Genomic DNA, 20,446 nt, shown 5'->3' with positions numbered 1-20,446 from the left:
CGCTCACGGGTGGAACGTCAAGGACTTGTGCATGCTGTTGGGTCCTGAGGGAACAGGCCCCCGCCGCCGGTCTTCGTGCCGGCGGGTCGGGGAACCGGTTCTGCTCTGGTGGCCGCTTCCTGGCCCTCCCGCCGAGTTGTTCGGTGGGGTGGGCGGGAGAGTCGGTGCGTAGCTTGAGAACTGTACAGTGGACGCGAGCATCTTTGATCTTTTGTGGTCAAGTTTTTAAGAGCATTCGGTGGATGCCTTGGCACCAGGAGCCGAAGAAGGACGTTGTAGCCTGCGATAAGCCTCGGGGAGCTGGCAAACGAGCTGTGATCCGAGGGTGTCCGAATGGGGAAACCCGGCCAGAGTCATGTCTGGTTACCCGCGCCTGAATATATAGGGCGTGTGGGGGGAACGCGGGGAAGTGAAACATCTCAGTACCCGCAGGAAGAGATATTCCGTGAGTAGTGGCGAGCGAAAGCGGATGAGGCTAAACCGGGGGTGTGTGATAGCCGGCGGGCGTTGCACCTTCGGGGTCGTGGGACCTGCTGACCAGTTCTGCCGGGCTGGTGAGGAGTGAGAAAGTCGCGGTGTAGTCGAACGGTCTGGGAAGGCCGGGCAGAGTGGGTGAGACCCCCGTAGACGAAACGTCGTGGCCTCCTTGCAGGTATCCCGAGTAGCACGGGGCCCGTGAAATCCCGTGTGAATCTGCCAAGACCACTTGGTAAGCCTAAATACTACCTGGTGACCGATAGCGGACAAGTACCGTGAGGGAAAGGTGAAAAGTACCCCGGGAGGGGAGTGAAATAGTACCTGAAACCGGATGCTTACAATCCGTCGGAGCCTCCACAGCTGGGGTGACGGCGTGCCTTTTGAAGAATGAGCCTGCGAGTTAGTGGCATGTGGCGAGGTTAACCCGGGTGGGGAAGCCGTAGCGAAAGCGAGTCCGAACAGGGCGATTCAGTCGCGTGCTCTAGACCCGAAGCGGAGTGATCTACCCATGGGCAGGTTGAAGCACGTGTAAGAGCGTGTGGAGGACCGAACCCACTTAGGTTGAAAACTGAGGGGATGACCTGTGGGTAGGGGTGAAAGGCCAATCAAACTCCGTGATAGCTGGTTCTCCCCGAAATGCATTTAGGTGCAGCGTCATGTGTTTCTTGCCGGAGGTAGAGCTACTGGATGGCCGATGGGCCCTACAAGGTTACTGACGTCAACCAAACTCCGAATGCCGGTAAGTGAGAGCATGGCAGTGAGACTGCGGGCGATAAGGTTCGTAGTCGAGAGGGAAACAGCCCAGACCACCGGCTAAGGCCCCTAAGCGTGTGCTAAGTGGGAAAGGATGTGGAGTTGCACAGACAACCAGGAGGTTGGCTTAGAAGCAGCCACCCTTGAAAGAGTGCGTAATAGCTCACTGGTCAAGTGATTCTGCGCCGACAATTCAGCGGGGCTCAAGCACACCGCCGAAGCCGTGGCATCCGCGCATACCCCAGCGTCCCCTCGAGGGACGTTCAGGGGCGCGGGTGGGTAGGGGAGCGTCGTGTGGGAGGTGAAGCTGCGGGGTGACCCAGTGGTGGATCCCACACGAGTGAGAATGCAGGCATGAGTAGCGAATGACGGGTGAGAAACCCGTCCGCCGAATGACCAAGGGTTCCAGGGCCAGGTTAATCCGCCCTGGGTAAGTCGGGACCTAAGGCGAGGCCGACAGGCGTAGTCGATGGACAACGGGTTGATATTCCCGTACCGGCGAAGGACCGACCATGCCGAGGCCGGTGATGCTAACCACCCAAACCCGTCCTCCCTCCTTCGGGAGGGATCTCGGGGGCGCGTGGGACCCGATCCGGTAGTAGGTAAGCGTGTTAACAGGGGTGACGCAGACAGGTAGCCACCGCGTGCTTAATGGCAATGCACGTCTAAGGATGCAGGGCGGGGTGCAGGCAAATCCGCACCCCATCAAGCCTCAGGTCCGACAGTGACCCCGTATGGGGGAAGCAGGGTGATCCTATGCTGCCGAGAAAAGCCTCGACGCGAGGGACTAGCCGCCCGTACCCGAAACCGACTCAGGTGGTCAGGTAGAGAATACCAAGGCGATCGAGAGAATCGTGGTTAAGGAACTCGGCAAAATGCCCCCGTAACTTCGGGAGAAGGGGGGCCTGAGAGGTGAGGCCACTTGCTGGCTAGCCTTTTCGGGCCGCAGAGACCAGGGAGAAGCGACTGTTTACTAAAAACACAGGTCCGTGCGAAGTCGCAAGACGATGTATACGGACTGACGCCTGCCCGGTGCTGGAAGGTTAAGAGGACGGGTCAGCCGCAAGGCGAAGCTCAGAATTTAAGCCCCAGTAAACGGCGGTGGTAACTATAACCATCCTAAGGTAGCGAAATTCCTTGTCGGGTAAGTTCCGACCTGCACGAATGGCGTAACGACTTCTCCGCTGTCTCGACCGCGAACTCGGCGAAATTGCACTACGAGTAAAGATGCTCGTTTCGCGCAGCAGGACGGAAAGACCCCGGGACCTTTACTATAGCTTGGTATTGGTGTTCGGTACGGCTTGTGTAGGATAGGTGGGAGACTGTGAAGCATTCACGCCAGTGAGTGTGGAGTCATCGTTGAAATACCACTCTGGTCGTACTGCACATCTAACCTCGGTCCGTGATCCGGACCAGGGACAGTGCCTGGTGGGTAGTTTAACTGGGGCGGTTGCCTCCTAAAATGTAACGGAGGCGCTCAAAGGTTCCCTCAGCCTGGTTGGCAATCAGGTGTCGAGTGCAAGTGCACAAGGGAGCTTGACTGTGAGACTGACAGGTCGAGCAGGGACGAAAGTCGGAACTAGTGATCCGGCGGTGGCTTGTGGAAGCGCCGTCGCTCAACGGATAAAAGGTACCCCGGGGATAACAGGCTGATCTTGCCCAAGAGTCCATATCGACGGCATGGTTTGGCACCTCGATGTCGGCTCGTCGCATCCTGGGGCTGGAGTAGGTCCCAAGGGTTGGGCTGTTCGCCCATTAAAGCGGTACGCGAGCTGGGTTTAGAACGTCGTGAGACAGTTCGGTCCCTATCCGCTGCGCGCGCAGGAAACTTGAGAAGGGCTGTCCCTAGTACGAGAGGACCGGGACGGACGAACCTCTGGTGTGCCAGTTGTTCCGCCAGGAGCATGGCTGGTTGGCTACGTTCGGAAGGGATAACCGCTGAAAGCATCTAAGCGGGAAGCCTGCTTCAAGATGAGGTTTCCACCACCCACGGGTGGGAAGGCCCCCAGCAGACCACTGGGTTGATAGGCCGGACGTGGAAGCGCGGTAACGCGTGGAGCTGACCGGTACTAATTGGCCGACAACTTGCCACAACACCAACACGTGTTGGAAGAAACGAAGTATTGCTACGCGTCCACTGTGCGGTTCCCGAGATACGCACCACCCGTCGTCCTCGGCGGGGGCTGATATCTCCATAGAGTTACGGCGGTCATAGCGAGGGGGAAACGCCCGGTCCCATTCCGAACCCGGAAGCTAAGCCCCTCAGCGCCGATGGTACTGCACGGGAGACTGTGTGGGAGAGTAGGACACCGCCGAACACCCATTCCAAGGAGGCCGCAACTTCTCAGTTGCGGCCTCCTTGTGTTTTTCGAGCAGTCGCCGCGAATACGTGGTGAGAAAGTCCGTGAGGGAATTGATGTCGACGTCAGGTAATAGCCAGGACGACGCGAACCGTTCTAAGGGTTCGGACCCGGAGCGACGTGGCGCCGGCCGCCGTGCTGAGAACACTGACCGGACGCGACAGGGCCGCCCGACGGGCGACCGGACAGACCGCTCGGCGTCTGCAGGCGGCTCCCAAGGACGGGGCGACCGCCAGGATCGCTACGGCGGAACTGGCCGCCGCGACGAGAGGCAGGACCGCCGCGACGGTGGAGTGTCTGGGCAGCGTCGTGGCGATGACGACAAGCGCGGGCGCAGCTGGGGTGCCGACTCCCGTCCACGCAGAGGTGACGACGGCCCCGCGCGCGGCCCGCGCCGCGAGGGCGGGTACGGACCCAGGCGAGAGTCCGGTGCGGAGCGTGGCCCGCGTCGTGACGAGGGGCGCCAGTTCGGTGGCCGTCGTGAGGGCGGCTACGACCGTGACTCGCGACGCGAGGGCGATCGTCGTGAGGGTGGGTACGCACCGCGACGAGACTTTGGGTCCGACCGAGGCCCGCGTGCAGAGTCTGGTGCGGAGCGTGGTCCGCGTCGTGAGGGCGGCTATGACCGTGACGCGCGTCGTGACGGCGATCGCCGCGAGTACGGGCCTCGGCGCGATTTCGGTTCTGAGCGTGGTCCGCGCCGTGAGGGTGGACCGCGTGGGTCCGACGGTTCGCGTCGTGACGAGGGCCGCCAGTTCGGTGGCCGTCGTGAGGGCGGCTATGACCGTGACGCGCGTCGTGACGGCGATCGCCGTGAGTACGGTCCGCGACGCGATTTCGGTGCTGACCGCGGGCCGCGCCGTGAGGGTGGGTACGGACCCAGGCGAGAGTCCGGTTCGGAGCGTGGTCCGCGTCGTGACGGGGGTTCCGAGCGTGGGCCGCGCCGTGGCGAGGGGCGCCAGTTCGGTGACCGCCGTGAGGGCGGGTACGCGCCGCGTCGTGACGGCGATCGCCGCGAGTACGGTCCCCGTCGTGACTTCGGTTCTGAGCGTGGTCCGCGCCGTGAGGGCGGCTTCGACCGTGACGCGCGTCGTGACGGTGACCGCCGTGAGGGCGGGTACGCCGCGCGTCGTGACTTCGGTTCTGAGCGTGGTCCGCGCCGTGAGGGTGGACCGCGTGGGTCCGGTCCGCGTCGTGACGAGGGGCGCCAGTTCGGTGGCCGTGGTGAGGGCGGCTACGACCGCGACGCACGACGCGACGGCGGTCACCGCGAGGGTGGCTACGGTCAGCGTCGGGAGTCGGGGCACGGTCGTGGCCCTGACCGCGACACCGGCCACACTGCCCGTCCGGACCGGTACGAGCGAGTGTCCGAACCGTTCGTGCCCGACGAGATCGAACCGCAGATGCTCGATCGCGAGGCCCGCGCGCGACTGCGCACGCTGAGCAAGAACAACGCGGATCTCGTGGCACGTCATCTGGTGATGGCCGGGCGCCTGATCGACGAGGACCCCGCCGCTGCGTACGAGCACGCGCAGGCCGCGATGCGGAGGGCAGGACGCGTCGACGTCGTGCGGGAGGCGCTGGCCGTGACGGCGTACGCCACCGGGAACTACGCCGAGGCGCTGCGCGAGCTGCGCACGGTCCGTCGGCTCTCCGGCATTGATGCGCACCGCCCCATGGAGGCCGACTGCGAACGCGGTCTCGGCCGTCCCGAGCGCGCCCTCACGATCGTCGCCGAGTCCGACCCCAAGAAGCTCTCCGAGCACGACCGGGTCGAGCTGGCGATCGTGGCGAGTGGTGCCCGGGCCGATCTCGGCGAGAACGAGGCAGGGCTCCTCGTCCTGGAGTCGTCGCTGGTCGGCAAGGTGACGCAGCCGGAGCTCCAGCGCAGGCTCGACCTCGTCAGGGCGGACCGGCTGGAGGAGCTCGGCCGGACGGACGAGGCCGCCGCCCTCCGAGAGGCTGCGGGGCCGGAGCCCGAGCTCGAGGAGGAGATCGTCGTCATCGACCTCGAGGACGGTGCGGCCGAGGCTGCTGCCTCTGAGGACGTCGAGCCCGCCGAGCCCGAGAGCGCTGCGGTGAGCGACGCGGAGCAGGCGGGCACCGAGCCGGCGGACGCCGCCGGGTCCGGTGACGCCGACTCGCAGAGCGTCGTCGAGGAGGTCGCGACGGAGTCACCCGACGCCGGGCACGCCGATGACGCGGCCGACGAGGAATCCGACGTGGCCGACGTGGCCTCCGCGGAGGCCGACGAGGAGCTCGACGAGGCCGCGGAGCAGCCCGAAGCCGAGCCGGACGAGGCCGAGGATCCGAACGACCCGTTCGAGCAGGGCGAGCTCGACCTCGAGTCGGGGGAGGAGCGCCGGTGACGTCGGTTCCCGGGAGGCTCCTGGAGAGCCGCCACCCGCTGGCCAGCGTGTACGACGTCGCCCTGATGGACCTCGACGGCGTCTGCTACCGCGGCACAGACCCCGTCGACCACGCGGACGAGGGCGTGGCAAGCGCACGCGCCCTCGGCCAGCGCATGATGTTCGTGACCAACAACGCGGCACGCGAGCCCCAGACGGTGGCCGACCAGCTCACCAGCCTGGGGATCCCGACCCAGGCCCACGAGGTGATGACGTCCTCGCAGGCGGCGGCGGCGATCCTCGCCGCCGAGCTGCCGCAGGGCTCGCTCGTCCTGCCGGTGGGGGGTGCCGGCCTGCGCGCGGCGCTGCTCGAGGCGGGCTTCCGGCTCGCCGAGAGTGCCGATGACAAACCGGTCGCGGTCGTCCAGGGGTTCGCGCCCGACCTCGGCTGGCGCGACCTGACGGAGGCCGCCTTCGCGATCAACGCCGGCGCCCGTTTCGTCGCGACGAACCTCGACGCCACGCTGCCGACGGAACGCGGCATGGCCGTGGGCAACGGCTCCCTCGTCGCTGCCGTCACCAACGCGACCGGTGTCGTCCCGGTCTCGGCCGGGAAGCCGCAGCCCGAGATCTTCCGGCAGGCGACGGCGAAGGCGGGCGGCACCCGGCCCATCGCCGTCGGGGACCGGCTCAACACCGACCTCGCCGGCGCTCGGGCGGCCGGCATCCATGGGCTCCACGTGCTCACCGGCGTCAGCGACGCGAGGGACGTCATCCTCGCCGCGCCCGAGGAACGACCCAGCTACCTCGCCGTGGACCTGCGCGACCTCAGCGAGCCGCACCCCGTCCCGGTCCAGGGCTCCGAGGGCTGGTGGCACTGCGGCGCTGCGGCGGCGCGCCTGGTCGGGCCCGCCCTCGAGCTGCGCGTCGGCACCCGCACGGTCAACCTGGACCTCGACGACCAACCCGTCACCGTCTCGCTCGACGCGTGGCGGTGCCTGACCGCCGCGGCCTGGGCCGCGGTGGACGACGGCGCGGTGCTCACAGGTGACCAGGTGCCTGTGCTCGAGGTCGTCGCGCCGCGATAACCTTCCCTGAGCCAGGCACAGCGAGACACGAGGAGGGACCGATGGGGCAGACACCCGCCGACCGTCAGGCGCAGGGCCTGCCCGACGGCGACGTGCCTGCTGACGCGGACCTGCCCACCGGGCACGACCCCTCCGAGAGCGCGACGGGTACCGACCCGCTCGCCCGGCTCGAGAACATCGGCGACGTCCCGCTGGCCGACCAGGTCGCGGTGTTCGACGCCGTCCACGCCCACCTGTCGGCGCGGCTGACGAGCGCCGAGAGCTGATGGCGCGACTGGTACGCGTCGACGCGGAGCTGGTGCGGCGGGGGCTGGCCCGGTCGCGCCAGCACGCCGCCGAGCTCATCGCCGCCGGGCACGTGCTGCTCGACGGCCAGGCGGTCACCAAGCCGGCACGCCAGGTCAACCCGGCGCAGGCCCTCCGCGTGGACGTCCCCGCCGGCGACGACTACGTCTCCCGCGGCGCCCACAAGCTCGCCGGTGCGCTCGACGCCCTCGGTGCCGACGCACCCGTCGTCGCCGGGCGTCGGTGCCTCGACGCCGGCGCCTCCACCGGCGGCTTCACGGACGTGCTCCTGCGGCGCGGCGCGGCGGAGGTGGTGGCCGTCGACGTCGGGTACGGCCAGCTCGCCTGGTCGCTGCAGTCCGACCCGCGCGTGACGGTGCTGGACCGCACCAACGTCCGCACCCTCACGCCCGAGCAGGTCGCCCCCGCCCCCGGGCTCGTGGTCGGCGACCTGTCGTTCATCTCCCTCACGCTGGTCCTGCCGGCGCTCGCCCGTGCCGCCGCGCCGGACGCCGACCTGCTGCTGATGGTCAAGCCCCAGTTCGAGGTCGGCAAGGAACGCCTCGGCCACGGCGGCGTCGTCCGTGACACCGCGCAGCACGTCGAGTCGGTGCTGAAGGTCGCGGCCGCCGCCGCGGAGGAGGGGCTGGACACCTGGGCGGTGGTCCCGAGCCCGTTGCCGGGCCCCTCCGGGAACGTCGAGTACTTCGTGGCGCTGCGCCGCAACCACCCGCGGGCGCTGCACGGCACCGCACTGACCGCCGCGGCGGAGCGCGCCGTGCAGACCGGTCCGGCCGGCGCCGCCCCACCCGCCGAGGGCGGGACCCAGACATCGCAGGAGGAACCATGAGTCGCCGCATCCTCGTCGTGACGCACGAGGGCAGACCCGAGGCCGTCCGCGCGGCGGACCGGGTCTGCGACGACCTGGCGCGTCACGGCATCGAGGTCGTGCGGGACGGCAGCGCCGACGGCGCCGAGCTCGTCATGGTCCTCGGCGGCGACGGCACGATCCTGCGCGCCGCCGAGCTGGCGCGCGAGCACGACGTGCCCCTGCTGGGCATCAACCTCGGGCACGTCGGGTTCCTCGCCGAGGCCGAGCCGGAGGCCCTGCCCGACGTCGTGGAGCGAGCCGTCGCCAGGGACTACCACGTCGAGGAGCGCATGACGATCGACGTCGTCGCCACCGCGCCGGACGGGACCCGCCAGCACGGCTGGGCGATCAACGAGGCGGCCGTCGAGAAGGGCGAGCGGGCCCGCATGGTGGAGGCCACCATCGGCGTGGACGGCCGGGGACTGTCGAGCTTCGGGTGCGACGGCATCGTGCTCGCCACCCCGACCGGCTCCACCGCCTACGCCTTCTCCGGCGGCGGCCCGGTGGTCTGGCCCGACGTCGAGGCGCTGCTGGTCGTGCCCATCGCCGCCCACGCCCTCTTCGCACGTCCCATGGTCGTCGGGCCGCGCTCCGTGCTGGAGGTCGAGGTGCTGCCGTACGAGAACAAGCACGCCGTGGTGTGGTGCGACGGCCGGCGACGCATGGACGTCGTCGCCGGGTCCCGCATCACCGTGTGCCGCGGCGCCCAGCCCGTCCGCCTGGCCCGCCTGACCGAGGTGCCGTTCTCCGGGCGGCTCGTCGCCAAGTTCAACCTGCCCGTGCAGGGGTGGCGGGGGGTGCGCACGCGGCCGTGATCGAACAGGTCCGGATCGAGAACCTCGGGGTCATCGCGGCCGCCGAGCTCGACCTCGCGCCCACCTTCACCGTCATCACCGGCGAGACCGGTGCGGGCAAGACGATGGTGCTCACCAGCCTCGCGCTCCTGCTGGGCGGCAAGGCCGACCCGGCGCTCGTGCGCCGCGGGGCGGAGCGCGCGGTGGTCGAGGGCACGTTCGCCGTCGCCCCCGCCGGTCCTGCCGCCACCCGGGCGGAGGAGGCCGGCGCCGCCGTCGAGGACGGCGAGCTCATCGTGGCCCGCACCGTCCCGGCCGCGGGGCGCTCGCGCGCCCACCTCGGGGGACGCACCGTCCCCCACGCCGTGCTCGGCGAGATCGGCGAGCAGCTGGTCACCGTCCACGGGCAGTCCGAGCAGCTGCGCCTGCGCGCACCCGCCCAGCAGCGGGCCGCCCTGGACGCGTTCGGCGGCGAGGACCACGCCGCGCTGCTGGCGGCCTACCGCACCGCCTGGGCGACGGCCGTCGCCGCCCGCGAGGAGCTCGCCGCCTGGGAGGAGGCCGCGGGGGTGCGCGAGCAGGAGATCGCGCAGCTCCGTGCCGGCCTGGCGAGGATCGAGGAGCTGGACCCGCAGCCCGGCGAGGACCACGCCCTGCGCGAGGAGGCCGGCCGGCTCGGGAACGTCGAGGAGCTGCGGGAGGCAGCCGGCCGTGCCTACCAGGGGCTCACCGGCGGCGACGACGTCACCGGGCCCGGCGCGGTCGACGCCACCACGCTCATCGAGGACGCCCGCCGCAGCCTCGAGCAGGGCGCCGACGACGACGCCGCGCTCGGCGGCTGGGCGGAGAGGCTCGCCGAGGCCTCCTACCTCGTCTCCGACGTCGCCACCGAGATCGCGTCCTACCTCTCCGGCCTCGACGCCGACCCGCAGCGCCTCGCGTGGGTCAACGAGCGCCGCGCCGTCCTGGCGGAGCTGACCCGCGTCCACGGCCCCGACGTCGACGGCGCCCTCGCCTGGGCGGAGCGGGCGCGGGAGCGTCTGGCGTACCTCGACGGGCCGGAGGACACCGCCGAGAAGCTGCGGTCAAGGGTCGCGGACGCCGAGGAGGGCCTGGCACGGGCCGCGGCAGCCCTCACCGACTCCCGTCGAGCCGTGGGGGAGCGCCTGGCCACCGCCGTCGACGAGGAGCTCGCCGGCCTGGCGATGGCCGGGGCGCACCTCAGCGCCCGCCTGACCCCGCTGGAGGAGCCGGGCCCGTCCGGCGCCGAGGCCGTCGAGCTGCTCCTGGCCGCCCATCCGGGCGCCCCGGCGCGGCCTCTCGGCCAGGGCGCGTCGGGTGGCGAGCTGTCCCGGGTCATGCTCGCCATCGAGGTGGCGCTGGCCGCGGTGCCGGGCGGCGAGCCGGAGTCGCGCACGTTCGTCTTCGACGAGGTCGACGCCGGGGTCGGGGGCAAGGCCGCCGTCGAGGTGGGCCGGCGACTCGCCCGGCTCGCCCAGGGGGCCCAGGTGGTGGTGGTCACCCACCTGGCCCAGGTCGCCGCGTTCGCCGACCGTCACCTGGTGGTGAGCAAGCACACACCGGGCTCCGGCGACGCCATCACGGCCACCGACGTGACCAGCGTGGACGGCGAGGATCGCCTGCGGGAGCTCGCCCGGATGCTCTCCGGGCAGGAGGAGTCGGAGACCGCGCTCCGGCATGCCGCTGAACTGCTCGAGCGCGCGACCGTGCAACGATGAGGCGGTGAGTGCTCTTTTCCGGCGTCGTCGTGATGCCGTCGTCAACGGCTCCGGGACCACCGGGCCCGCCCGTGTGGACGCGCGCACGAAGAACCTGACCAAGCGGCTCCAGCCCGGCGACGTCGCCGTCATCGACCACGAGGACATCGACCGCGTCTCGGCCGAGGCGCTCGTCGCCTGCCGGCCGGCCGCGGTGCTCAACGCCGCCCGCTCGACCTCGGGGCGTTACCCCAACCTCGGCCCGGAGATCCTCCTGGAGGCCGGGATCCCGCTCGTCGACGACCTCGGCCCTGCCGTGATGTCGCTGCGCGAGGGCCAGCCCCTCCTCGTCGACGGCGCCGAGGTCCGCTCCGGCGACACCCTGGTGGCCGAGGGCACCGTGCAGGACGCCGCCACGGTCGAGGCGAACATGGCCGCCGCGCGCGAGGGCCTCTCCGCCCAGCTCGAGGCGTTCGCCGCGAACACCATGGACTACGTCCAGCGTGAGAAGGACGTCCTCCTCGACGGCATCGGTGCGCCCAAGCTGCGCACGAAGCTGGAGGGCCGGCACGTCCTGGTGGTGGTGCGCGGCTACCACTACAAGGAGGACCTGGCCATGCTGCGGTCCTACATCCGCGAGTACCGGCCCCTGCTCCTCGGGGTCGACGGCGGGGCCGACGCCATCGTCGAGGCCGGGTACAAGCCGGACCTGATCGTCGGCGACATGGACTCCGTCTCCGACCAGACCCTGCGGTCGGGTGCCGAGATCGTCGTGCACGCCTACCGCAACGGCAAGGCCCCCGGGCAGAAGCGGGTCGAGGACCTCGGCGTCGAGCACGTCGTCTTCCCCGCCACCGGCACCAGCGAGGACGTGGCGATGCTCATCGCCGACGACTCCGGCGCCGAGCTCATCGTCGCCGTCGGCACCCACAACACGCTCATCGAGTTCCTCGACAAGGGCCGCTCCGGCATGGCGTCGACCTTCCTCACCCGCCTGCGCGTGGGCAGCAAGCTCATCGACGCCAAGGGCGTCTCGCAGCTGTACCGCACCCGGATCTCCACCTGGCAGCTGGTGCTGCTGGCGCTGGCCGGCCTGCTCGCGCTGTTCGTCGCGCTCTCCGCGACGGTGGTGGGGCAGACCATCTTCGGGCTCTCCGGCGCCTGGCTCGACGACCTCGTGAACTTCTTCCGGTCGCTGGTGGGGCTGGCCCCCTCCGCACCGACGACCTGAGCAGCTGGAGAGAGAACTTCCATGATCGACTTCCGTTACCACCTCGTCTCGCTCATCGCGGTGTTCCTGGCGCTCGCCGTCGGCATCGTGCTGGGGGCGGGCCCGCTGCGCGACACCATCGCCGAGACCCTCACCGGGCAGGTGCAGGACCTCCGCGAGGACCGCGAGCGGCTGCGCGCGGAGCTCGAGACGGCGCAGGGGGACGTCAACGAGCGCAGCACCTACCTGGAGGAGTCGGCCCCGGTGCTGCTGGCGGGCGCGCTGACCGACCAGCGGGTCGCCGTCGTCACCCTGCCGGGCACGGACGCCGCGGACGTCGAGGCCGTCCGGGAGCGGCTCGTCCAGGCCGGCGCCCAGGTGGTGGGCCAGGTGGCCGTCACCGAGGCCTGGACCGACCCGGAGAGCCAGTCCTTCCGGCAGACCTTCGCCGGGCAGCTCGCCGGCTACCTCGAGCCGGCCCCCGCCGACGACGCCTCCACCGAGGCCGTCATGGGACTCGCCCTGGGGGCCGCGCTGACCGGCGCCACCGGTGACGCCCTGAGCGAGAACGCCACCACCCTCATGGACCTGCTCACCTCCGCCGACGCCCCGCTCGTCTCCGTCGACGAGGAGATCGCCGGCCCCGCCGACGCCACCGTCCTCGTCGGGCCCCGTGCCGCCCAGCCGCCCGCCGGCGAGCCGGACCCCGAGGAGACGCAGGCGGCCACCGACGCGCTCGCCGCGCACGTCGCCCTCGCGGAAGGACTCGCCGACAGCGGCCGCGGGTCCGTCACCGTCGGGGCCGCCGCCGGCGACCAAGACCTCGTGTCCGCCGTGCGCGCCGACGACCAGGCCCGCGAGGTCGTGACCACCGTCGACTCGGTCGGCGAGGTCACCGCGACCGTCTCCACCCCGCTCGCCCTGGCGGTGTCCATCTCGGGCAGCACCGACGCGTACGGCTTCCAGAACGGTGCCGAGCAGCCCGTGCCGCCGCGCGTGGAGCTCCCGGCCGAGGAGCCCGCCGCGAGCGGGACGGCGCCGCCCGCGGCGGAGGAGCCCACCGAGGAGCCGACGGACGCATGAGCCGGCTCGTCGACGTCGCGCTCCCCGCGGCCCTGGGGGCGGCAGCCACCACGGCGGCGACCGCCGTGCTGGAGTCCCGCCCGCCCGCCGGCCGGGAGCGCTGGGAGCGGACCAACTACGCCGGGCGGACCGTCACCCTGCTCGGCGGCGCCGCCGTCGGCGCGGGGGCCTGCGCCGCCGCGCTCGCGACGACGGCGACCGCGCCCGCCGCCGGACGGGCCGCCGTCGCCGGGGCCGTCGCAGCCGGCGCCGGGGCCGCGATGGGACTGGTCGACGACCTCCGCGAGGACACCGCCGAGCCCGCCAAGGGCCTGCGCGGCCACCTCGGCGCGCTGGCACGCGGCCGCGTGACCACCGGCGCGCTGAAGATCGCCGGCATCGGGGCGGGCGCGCTCGTCGCGTCCTGGCTCGTCACGCCCCGGCAGGGCGCCGGCGTCGCCCGCGCGGCCGAGGTGCTCACCGGCGCCGCGCTCGTGGCCGCCACCGCCAACCTGCACAACCTCTTCGACCTCCGGCCGGGCCGGACGCTGAAGGTGGCCACGCTCGTGTCGGCGCCGCTCGCCGTCGGCGCCCCCGGCACGGCCCCGGGCGCGCTGGCCGCCGCCGCGTTCGGCGTGGCTGGTGCCGCGCTGCCCGACGACCTCCGCGAGACCGCCATGCTCGGCGACACCGGCGCGAACGCCCTGGGCGGGCTCGTCGGCACGGCCCTCGCGGCGCAGCCCTCCCGCGCGGTGCGTGGCGGGGCGCTGGCCGCCGCCGTCGCCCTGACGCTGCTCAGCGAACGGGTCAGCTTCTCCCGCGTGATCGAGCGCACGGGACCGCTGCGCCGGCTGGACGCACTGGGCCGCCGGGCCCGCTGACACGATGACCGCTCGCAGGCTGGCCGGCGGGGTCCTCGGCGCCGCGGGACTCATCACCGTCCTGACGCTCCTCTCGCGCGCCGTCGGGTTCGTCCGCTGGCTCGTGCAGTCCTGGACGCTCGGCTCCTCGGCCTCCGCACAGGCCTACGAGACGGCGAACCGCATCCCCAACGTGCTCTTCGAGGTGGCCGCGGGCGGGGCGCTCGCCGGCGCCGTCGTCCCGCTCCTCGCCGTCCCGCTCGCGCGACACCTGCGCGCGGAGGTGGACCGCACCGCCTCGGCCCTCCTCACCTGGACCCTGACGGTCCTGGTGCCGCTCGCCGCGGTGGTCGCCCTCGCCGCCGGCCCGGTCGCCCGCGCGCTGCTGGGGGACGACGCCGGGGCGGGCACCCTGAACCTGACCGTCACCTTCCTGCGCATCTTCGCGATCCAGATCCCGCTCTACGGCGTCGGCGTGGTCCTCTCCGGCGTCCTGCAGGCCCAGAAGAGGTTCTTCTGGCCCGCCTTCGCCCCGCTGCTCTCCTCCGTCGTCGTCATCACCACCTACGTGGCCTTCGGCGCGCTGGCCGTCGGCCGGCAGGACGACCCCGCGGCCCTGCCCGGGGCGGCCGTCGCCTGGCTCGCCTGGGGGACGACGGCGGGCGTGGCGGCGATGAGCCTGTGCCAGCTCGTCCCCGTGCTGCGCACCGGCGTCCGCCTGCGCCCGGCGCTGCGGATGCCGCCCGGGGTGGGACGGCGCGCGCGCCACCTCGCCGCCGCCGGCCTCGGGGCGCTCCTCGCCCAGCAGGCGAGCGTCCTGGTGGTGCTGTACCTGGCGAACACCCACGGCGAGACCGGCACCATCAACGTCTACGGGTACGCCCAGGCCGTCTACTTCCTGCCCTACGCGGTGCTGGCCGTGCCGTTGTCCACGGCGGTGTTCCCGCGGCTGTCCGAGCGGGCCGGCACCGGGGACCGCGCCGGGTTCGCCCGGATGGCTGCCGGGTCCACCCGGCTCGTCGTAGCCGCCTCCCTGGTCGGGCTGGCGCTGCTGGTCGCTGTCGCCCCCGCCGCGACCGCCGTGTTCTCCCTGCGCGACGAGATGGCGGGGATGACCGACGCCATCACCTGGTTCGCCCCGGGGCTGGTCGGCTACGCCCTGATCTTCCACGTCTCCCGCGCGCTGTACGCGGTGGACAACGGGCGGGCGGCGGTGGCGGCGACAGCGACCGGCTGGCTGGTCGTCTCCCTCGCGTCTTGGGCGCTCGTGTCCCTGCTCGCGCCGGCCGACGGCGACGGACCCGCCACGCTCACCGCGCTGGCGGTCGCGTCGAGCGTGGGCATGACGGTGGCGGGCGTGCTCCTCCTGGCGGCCCTGCGCCGGACGGCCGGTCCGGGCGTGCTGGCCGGCCTCGGGCGCACGGTGGTCGTGGGCGCGGCCGGGGCCGCGGCCGGGGCGGTCCCGGGGCGTCTGTGCGTGGACGCCGTCCTGGCGGCCCTGGGCAGCGGGCCGGGAGGCGCGGTGCTCGCGGCGGCGGCGGGCGCCGTCGTCGCCGTGGCGGTGCCGGCGGCGGCCGTGCTGCTGCTCGACCGCGGGACGCTGCGGGTGGGGCGCTGGAGCCGGGAGGCCTGAGGCGCGCCGCCTCCTGGGCGATACTGAAGGCCGACGAGGAGAGGCGGGCGAGCATGCGCGTGCTGCAGGTGACCGGGTCGAGCGCGGGCGGCGTGGGGCGTCACGCCCGGGAGATCAGCGCGCTGCTGGCCGCGGGGGAGCGTGCCCTCGGGGAGCTCCCGAGCCCCGACGACAGCCCGGACACGGTCGTCCTCGCCGGTCCCGCCGAGGTCGTGGAGCCGCTCGCCGACGAGCCCTTCCGGGGCGCGGACCGGGTGCGCACCGCCGTCGTCGACATCGCCGACCGGCCCCGCCCGCACGACCTCGCCGCCGTGCTGCGGCTCCGCAGGCTCGCGGCCGGCGCGGACGTCGTCCACGCGCACGGGCTGCGCGCCGGTGCGCTGACCGTCGCGGCCCTGGCCACGCTGCCGCGCCGGCCGCGGCTCGTGGTGACCCTGCACAACCTCCCGGTCGGCGGCCCACGGGTGAGGGCGGTGGCCGCCGTGCTCGAGCGGATCGTCGCCCGGGGCGCCGACGTGGTGCTGGGGGTCAGCGGCGACCTCGTCGAGCGTATGCGCCGCCGCGGTGCCCGGGAGGTCGACCGCGCCCTGGTGCCCGCGCCCGTCCGCCGGCCCACCGGCGCGGAGCCTGCCGCCGTGCGTGCCTCCCTCGGCCTGGCCGACGGCGAGCACCTCGCCCTGACGGTCGCCCGCCTGGCCCCGCAGAAGGGGCTGGGCCTCCTCCTGGACGCCGCCGCGCTGGTCGCCGGCCCGGCCGAGGAGGCCCGGCCGGGCCGCCACGCCGCCTCCGCGACCGGCTGGCGCTGGGTCGTCGTGGGGGACGGGCCGCTGCGGGCGGAGCTGTCCACCCGGATCCGGGCCGAGGACCTTCCCGTCCTCCTGGCCGGCCGCCGCGACGACGTGCCGGACCTCCTCGCCGCGGCGGACGTCGTCGTCTCCACGGCCACCTGGGAGGGGCAGCCGATCGCCGTCCAGGAGGCGCTGCGGGCCGGCGCCGCCATCGTGGCCACCGACGTCGGCGGGACGCGGGAGGTGACCGGCGACGCCGCGGTCCTGGTGCCCGGCGGCGACGCCCACGCCGTCGCCGACGCGGTGCGTACGGTGCTGGCGGACCCGGCGCGCCGGGAGGAGCTGCGGACCCGCGCCCGGGCGCGGGCGGAGGAGCTGCCGAGCCCCCACGACGTGGTGGCGCAGCTGCGCAGGATCTACGCGGCGTAGGCCGTGGGCCAGCCCACACACGCAGTCTGCGGAGGACGCGGGCGTGTCGCCGGAGCGGGTGATAGTTTCTAAGTCCGTGGTCAACCATTCGACCCGGCTCCCCGGGAACCAGGCCAGCATCCCCCGCCAGATCTTCGTGACGGGCGGCGTCGCCAGCTCGCTGGGGAAGGGACTGACGGCCTCGAGCCTCGGTCATCTCCTCCGCGCCCGAGGGCTGCGGGTGGTGATGCAGAAGCTCGACCCCTACATCAACGTCGACCCCGGGACGATGAACCCGTTCCAGCACGGCGAGGTGTTCGTCACCGACGACGGCACCGAGACCGACCTGGACATCGGTCACTACGAGCGCTTCCTCGACGTCGAGCTGTCCGGCAAGGCGAACGCCACCACCGGGCAGGTGTACTCCACCGTCATCGCCAAGGAGCGGCGCGGCGAGTACCTCGGCGACACGGTCCAGGTCATCCCGCACATCACCGACGAGATCAAGGCGCGCATGCGCGCCCAGGCCGAGCCGGCCGACGGCGAGGAGCCGCCGGACGTCATCATCACCGAGATCGGCGGCACGGTCGGCGACATCGAGTCCCTGCCGTTCCTCGAGGCCGCCCGTCAGGTCCGCCAGGACATCGGCCGTGACAACGTCTTCTTCCTGCACGTCTCCCTCGTGCCGTACCTCGCAGCCTCCGGCGAGCTGAAGACCAAGCCCACCCAGCACTCCGTCGCCGAGCTGCGCTCGATCGGCATCCAGCCCGACGCCGTCGTCTGCCGTTCCGACCGGGACCTCCCCGAGGGCGTCAAGGCCAAGATCGCGGCGATGTGCGACGTCGACCGCGAGGCCGTCGTGACCTGCCCGGACGCGCCGAGCATCTACGAGATCCCCGCGGTGCTGCACCGCGAGGGCCTGGACGCCTACGTGGTGCGCCGCCTCGGCATGAGCTTCCGTGACGTCGACTGGACGGTGTGGGACCGGCTCCTCGAACGGGTGCGCCACCCGAAGGACGAGGTCGAGATCGCCCTGGTCGGGAAGTACATCGACCTGCCCGACGCCTACCTCTCGGTCACCGAGGCGCTGCGGGCCGGCGGGTTCCACCACCGGGCGCGCGTGCACCTGCGCTGGGTCGCCTCCGACACCTGCAACACCCCCGAGGGTGCTCGCAAGGCGCTCGAGGGCGTGGACGCCGTCCTGGTCCCCGGCGGGTTCGGCGTGCGCGGCATCGAGGGCAAGCTCGGCGCCCTGCGCCACACGCGCGAGAACCAGATCCCCACGCTGGGCATCTGCCTCGGCCTGCAGTGCATGGTCATCGAGGCGGCCCGCAACCTGCTGGGCCTGCCCGAGGCGAGCTCGACCGAGTTCGACCCCGGCACCCCCGACCCGGTGGTGGCGACCATGGAGGAGCAGCTGGCGATCGTGGGCGGCGAGGGCGACCTGGGCGGCACGATGCGCCTGGGCCGCTACGAGGCCGTCCTCGAGCCCGGCTCCCTCGCCTCGGAGGTCTACGGCTCCGAGCGCGTCACCGAGCGCCACCGCCACCGCTACGAGGTCAACAACTCCTACCGCGAGGCGCTCGACGGCGTCGGCCTGAAGATCTCCGGCCGTTCGCCCGACTCCTCCCTGGTGGAGTTCGTCGAGCTCGACCGCGCCCTCCACCCGTACTACATCGCCACCCAGGCGCACCCGGAGTTCAAGTCCCGGCCCACCCGCGCCCACCCGCTGTTCGCGGGCCTGGTGGGGGCGGCCCTGGAGCGCCAGCGCGCCACCCGCCTGCTCGAGGTCGACGAGCCCGAGGTGATCGGCGAGGAGCACGAGCGCGTCGCGGAGGAGGCGCTCGCCGTCGCCGCCGAGCGGGACGAGGCGTGAGCCGCCCGGAGGGCGGGACCACGTCCGACGACGCCGCCCTCGCCGACGTCAAGGACGAGGGCCGGGAGGTCGTCGAGCGCACGCGCCTGCACGAGGGCAAGGTCTTCGACCTCGTGGCCGACCGCGTCCGGCTCGACCCGGACGACGGCGACCCCGTCGTGCGCGAGTACCTCGACCACCCCGGCGCGGTGGCGGTCGTCGCGCTGCGCGGCGAGCCAGGGGAGGAGGAGGTCCTGCTCATCCAGCAGTACCGCCACCCCGTGGGCGCGCTGCTGTGGGAGATCCCGGCGGGCCTGCTCGACGTCGAGGGCGAGGACTACGTCACCGCCGCCGCGCGCGAGCTCCACGAGGAGGCCGACCTGCGCGCCGAGCGGTGGGACGTCCTGGTGGACTACTTCACCTCCCCGGGCGGTTCTGACGAGTCGCTGCGGGTCTACCTCGCCCGCGACCTCACCGAGGTGCACGAGGACGACCGGCACGAGCGCGAGGACGAGGAGCGGGACATGCCCACGCGGTGGCTCCCGCTCGACGAGGCCGTCGCCGCCGTCCACGCGGGCCGGGTGCACAACCCGAGCGCCGTCGTCGGCATCCTCGCCACGGCGAGCGCCCGGGCCCAGGGCTGGGCGCCGCTGCGGCCCGCCGGCGCGACCTGGATGCGCTGAGGGACGCCGGAACCCGCAGCGGCCCGGCCCCCCCTGCTTCACCCGCCGCCTGGTGACTCACCCGACACCTGGTGACCCAGGCGACGCCTGGTGACATGTCAACTCCTCCGTGAGACGTCAGGAATTCATGACGTCTCACGGAGGAGTTGACGTCTCGCGGGAGGGGGAGCGGGGAGTGTAGGGTCAGGCGGCGAGCTCGCGGCGCGCGTACAGGGCGCTGCACGCGAACGTCGTCGCCACGACGACCAGCGCGGCGCCGAGCATGTGCAGACCGACGAGGATCTCCGGCAGGCCGGTGAAGTACTGGGTGTACCCGATGACCCCCTCGAGCACGGTCACCGCGAGCAGGCCCCACCAGGCACGGCGGGCACCGTCGAGCGAGGTGTCGCCGCGGCGGCGCACCAGCAGCACCGCGCCGGCGGCGATGACGGCCACGAAGACCCACACCGACGCGGCGTGCGCGCGCGTGACAGGCAGCGGGTCGACGGCGTAGCGGAAGGCCTGCTCCTGGTCGCCCGAGTGCGGCCCGGCCCCCGTCACCACGGTGCCCAGGACGACGACGGCCGCGGCGGCCAGCGCGAGCACCCACGGCAGCGGCCGCCAGGACGACGGCATCAGCGCCGCGGCCGGCCCGTCCGCCGACCGCAGCCGCACCAGCAGGTAGGCGGAGACGGCCACGAGGGCCAGCGAGATGAGCATGTGCGACCCGACGATCGCGGGGTGCAGGTCGTACCAGACCGTGATCCCGCCGATGACGGCCTGCAGCGCGATGCCCACCAGCGGCACCCACGCGAGGCGGCGCAGCCGTGCGGGCCGGGACGCCGTGGGCTCGCGGCGGTAGACCGCCACCAGCAGGGCGACGGCGATGACGCTCAGCACCCCGGTGAGGGTGCGGTTGCCGAACTCGATGTAGGGGTGGATCGACGTGGCCTCGTGGAAGACCGGCGTGAAGGAGCCCGGCTCGCACATCGGCCAGGACGAGCACCCGAGCCCCGAGTCGGTCAGGCGCACCGCGCCGCCCGTGACGATGATGCCGATCTGAGCGACGAGGTTCGCCACCGCCAGGCCCCAGGTCAGACGGTCGACCCGGACCGCGCGGTCCGACGGCGGGACGCGGTCGGCCGGTGCGGTGAGGTCGGCGGGACGCCCGTCGCGGCGGGTGGGATCGGTCGCGGTGCTCACCCGACAAGGGTACGTGTGCGCCGGGCGGGGAACCGGGCTCCGGCGGCGTGGTCCGCACCACCGCCGGCACG

At 72.2% G+C, this 20,446-nt stretch carries 15 protein-coding genes and 2 rRNA genes; 15 read left to right on the top strand and 2 right to left on the bottom strand.

All coding sequences use genetic code 11. The features are described 5' to 3' along the window. Window positions 1-215: 215 nt before the first annotated feature. Together ATJ97_RS04015 and rrf are read left to right on the top strand one after the other, a co-directional pair. Window positions 216-3,323, top strand: a 23S ribosomal RNA gene (locus ATJ97_RS04015). A gap of 108 nt (window positions 3,324-3,431) precedes the next feature. Beyond that, window positions 3,432-3,548: ribosomal RNA gene (gene rrf, locus ATJ97_RS04010) — 5S ribosomal RNA — on the top strand. A 107-nt stretch (window positions 3,549-3,655) separates the two neighbouring features. On the opposite strand, the gene ATJ97_RS19390 is transcribed toward rrf, so the two are convergent. Continuing rightward, window positions 3,656-4,858 carry a hypothetical protein gene (locus ATJ97_RS19390; RefSeq protein ID WP_143426871.1) on the bottom strand — a complete coding sequence of 401 codons (1,203 nt, stop codon included), beginning with the start codon at window positions 4,856-4,858 and terminating at the stop codon, window positions 3,656-3,658. Window positions 4,859-4,954: 96 nt separating this feature from the next. Between ATJ97_RS19390 and ATJ97_RS04000 the strand changes: the two genes are divergently transcribed. From ATJ97_RS04000 to ATJ97_RS03940, 13 genes are all read left to right on the top strand, one after another. After that, window positions 4,955-5,959 carry a prolipoprotein diacylglyceryl transferase gene (locus tag ATJ97_RS04000; RefSeq protein WP_143426870.1) on the top strand — a complete coding sequence of 335 codons (1,005 nt, stop codon included), beginning with the start codon at window positions 4,955-4,957 and terminating at the stop codon, window positions 5,957-5,959. After that, window positions 5,956-7,026, top strand: a complete 1,071-nt coding sequence (locus ATJ97_RS03995) for an HAD-IIA family hydrolase (RefSeq protein WP_245862097.1) — start codon at window positions 5,956-5,958, stop codon at window positions 7,024-7,026. The genes ATJ97_RS04000 and ATJ97_RS03995 overlap by 4 nt, the downstream gene beginning before the upstream one ends. A gap of 41 nt (window positions 7,027-7,067) precedes the next feature. Further along, window positions 7,068-7,292: a hypothetical protein gene (locus ATJ97_RS03990; protein WP_098482634.1), complete on the top strand. Its 225-nt coding sequence runs from the start codon at window positions 7,068-7,070 to the stop codon at window positions 7,290-7,292. After that, window positions 7,292-8,161, top strand: coding sequence for a TlyA family RNA methyltransferase (locus ATJ97_RS03985; RefSeq protein ID WP_098482633.1), 870 nt, complete (start codon window positions 7,292-7,294; stop codon window positions 8,159-8,161). Before ATJ97_RS03990 ends, ATJ97_RS03985 begins: the two co-directional genes overlap by 1 nt. Continuing rightward, on the top strand, window positions 8,158-8,997 hold the full coding sequence (locus ATJ97_RS03980) for an NAD kinase (RefSeq protein WP_098482632.1): 840 nt from the start codon (window positions 8,158-8,160) through the stop codon (window positions 8,995-8,997). Before ATJ97_RS03985 ends, ATJ97_RS03980 begins: the two co-directional genes overlap by 4 nt. After that, entirely contained in the window at window positions 8,994-10,715 is a 1,722-nt protein-coding gene (gene recN / locus ATJ97_RS03975; RefSeq protein ID WP_098485208.1) for a DNA repair protein RecN, read from the top strand. The genes ATJ97_RS03980 and recN overlap by 4 nt, the downstream gene beginning before the upstream one ends. Window positions 10,716-10,719: 4 nt before the next feature. Next, entirely contained in the window at window positions 10,720-11,925 is a 1,206-nt protein-coding gene (steA, locus tag ATJ97_RS03970) for a putative cytokinetic ring protein SteA (RefSeq protein WP_245862095.1), read from the top strand. 21 nt (window positions 11,926-11,946) lie between these two features. Further along, window positions 11,947-12,987, top strand: a complete 1,041-nt coding sequence (locus ATJ97_RS03965; protein ID WP_098482630.1) for a copper transporter — start codon at window positions 11,947-11,949, stop codon at window positions 12,985-12,987. Then, window positions 12,984-13,847, top strand: coding sequence for a hypothetical protein (locus ATJ97_RS03960; RefSeq protein ID WP_098482629.1), 864 nt, complete (start codon window positions 12,984-12,986; stop codon window positions 13,845-13,847). Before ATJ97_RS03965 ends, ATJ97_RS03960 begins: the two co-directional genes overlap by 4 nt. Before the next feature lie 4 nt (window positions 13,848-13,851). Continuing rightward, complete coding sequence (murJ, locus tag ATJ97_RS03955) at window positions 13,852-15,459, top strand: murein biosynthesis integral membrane protein MurJ (protein WP_098482628.1); 1,608 nt, start codon at window positions 13,852-13,854, stop codon at window positions 15,457-15,459. 53 nt (window positions 15,460-15,512) lie between these two features. Then, complete coding sequence (locus ATJ97_RS03950; RefSeq protein ID WP_098482627.1) at window positions 15,513-16,676, top strand: glycosyltransferase family 4 protein; 1,164 nt, start codon at window positions 15,513-15,515, stop codon at window positions 16,674-16,676. A 76-nt stretch (window positions 16,677-16,752) separates the two neighbouring features. Beyond that, window positions 16,753-18,531: a CTP synthase gene (locus tag ATJ97_RS03945; RefSeq protein WP_281254923.1), complete on the top strand. Its 1,779-nt coding sequence runs from the start codon at window positions 16,753-16,755 to the stop codon at window positions 18,529-18,531. Next, window positions 18,528-19,193 (top strand): NUDIX domain-containing protein, encoded by a 666-nt coding sequence (locus tag ATJ97_RS03940; RefSeq protein WP_098485207.1) that lies wholly within the window; start codon window positions 18,528-18,530, stop codon window positions 19,191-19,193. The genes ATJ97_RS03945 and ATJ97_RS03940 overlap by 4 nt, the downstream gene beginning before the upstream one ends. 183 nt (window positions 19,194-19,376) lie before the next feature. On the opposite strand, the gene ATJ97_RS03935 is transcribed toward ATJ97_RS03940, so the two are convergent. Continuing rightward, the gene (locus ATJ97_RS03935; RefSeq protein ID WP_245862093.1) at window positions 19,377-20,375 is read right to left on the bottom strand and encodes a COX15/CtaA family protein; all 999 of its coding nucleotides are present in this window, start codon (window positions 20,373-20,375) and stop codon (window positions 19,377-19,379) included. Window positions 20,376-20,446 lie beyond the last annotated feature (71 nt).

The sequence above is a fragment of the Georgenia soli genome (assembly GCF_002563695.1).
Classification (GTDB): Bacteria; Actinomycetota; Actinomycetes; order Actinomycetales; family Actinomycetaceae; genus Georgenia; species Georgenia soli.
Note: the sequence above shows the minus strand (reverse complement) of the source record. Positions and strands in the feature narration are given on the sequence as shown.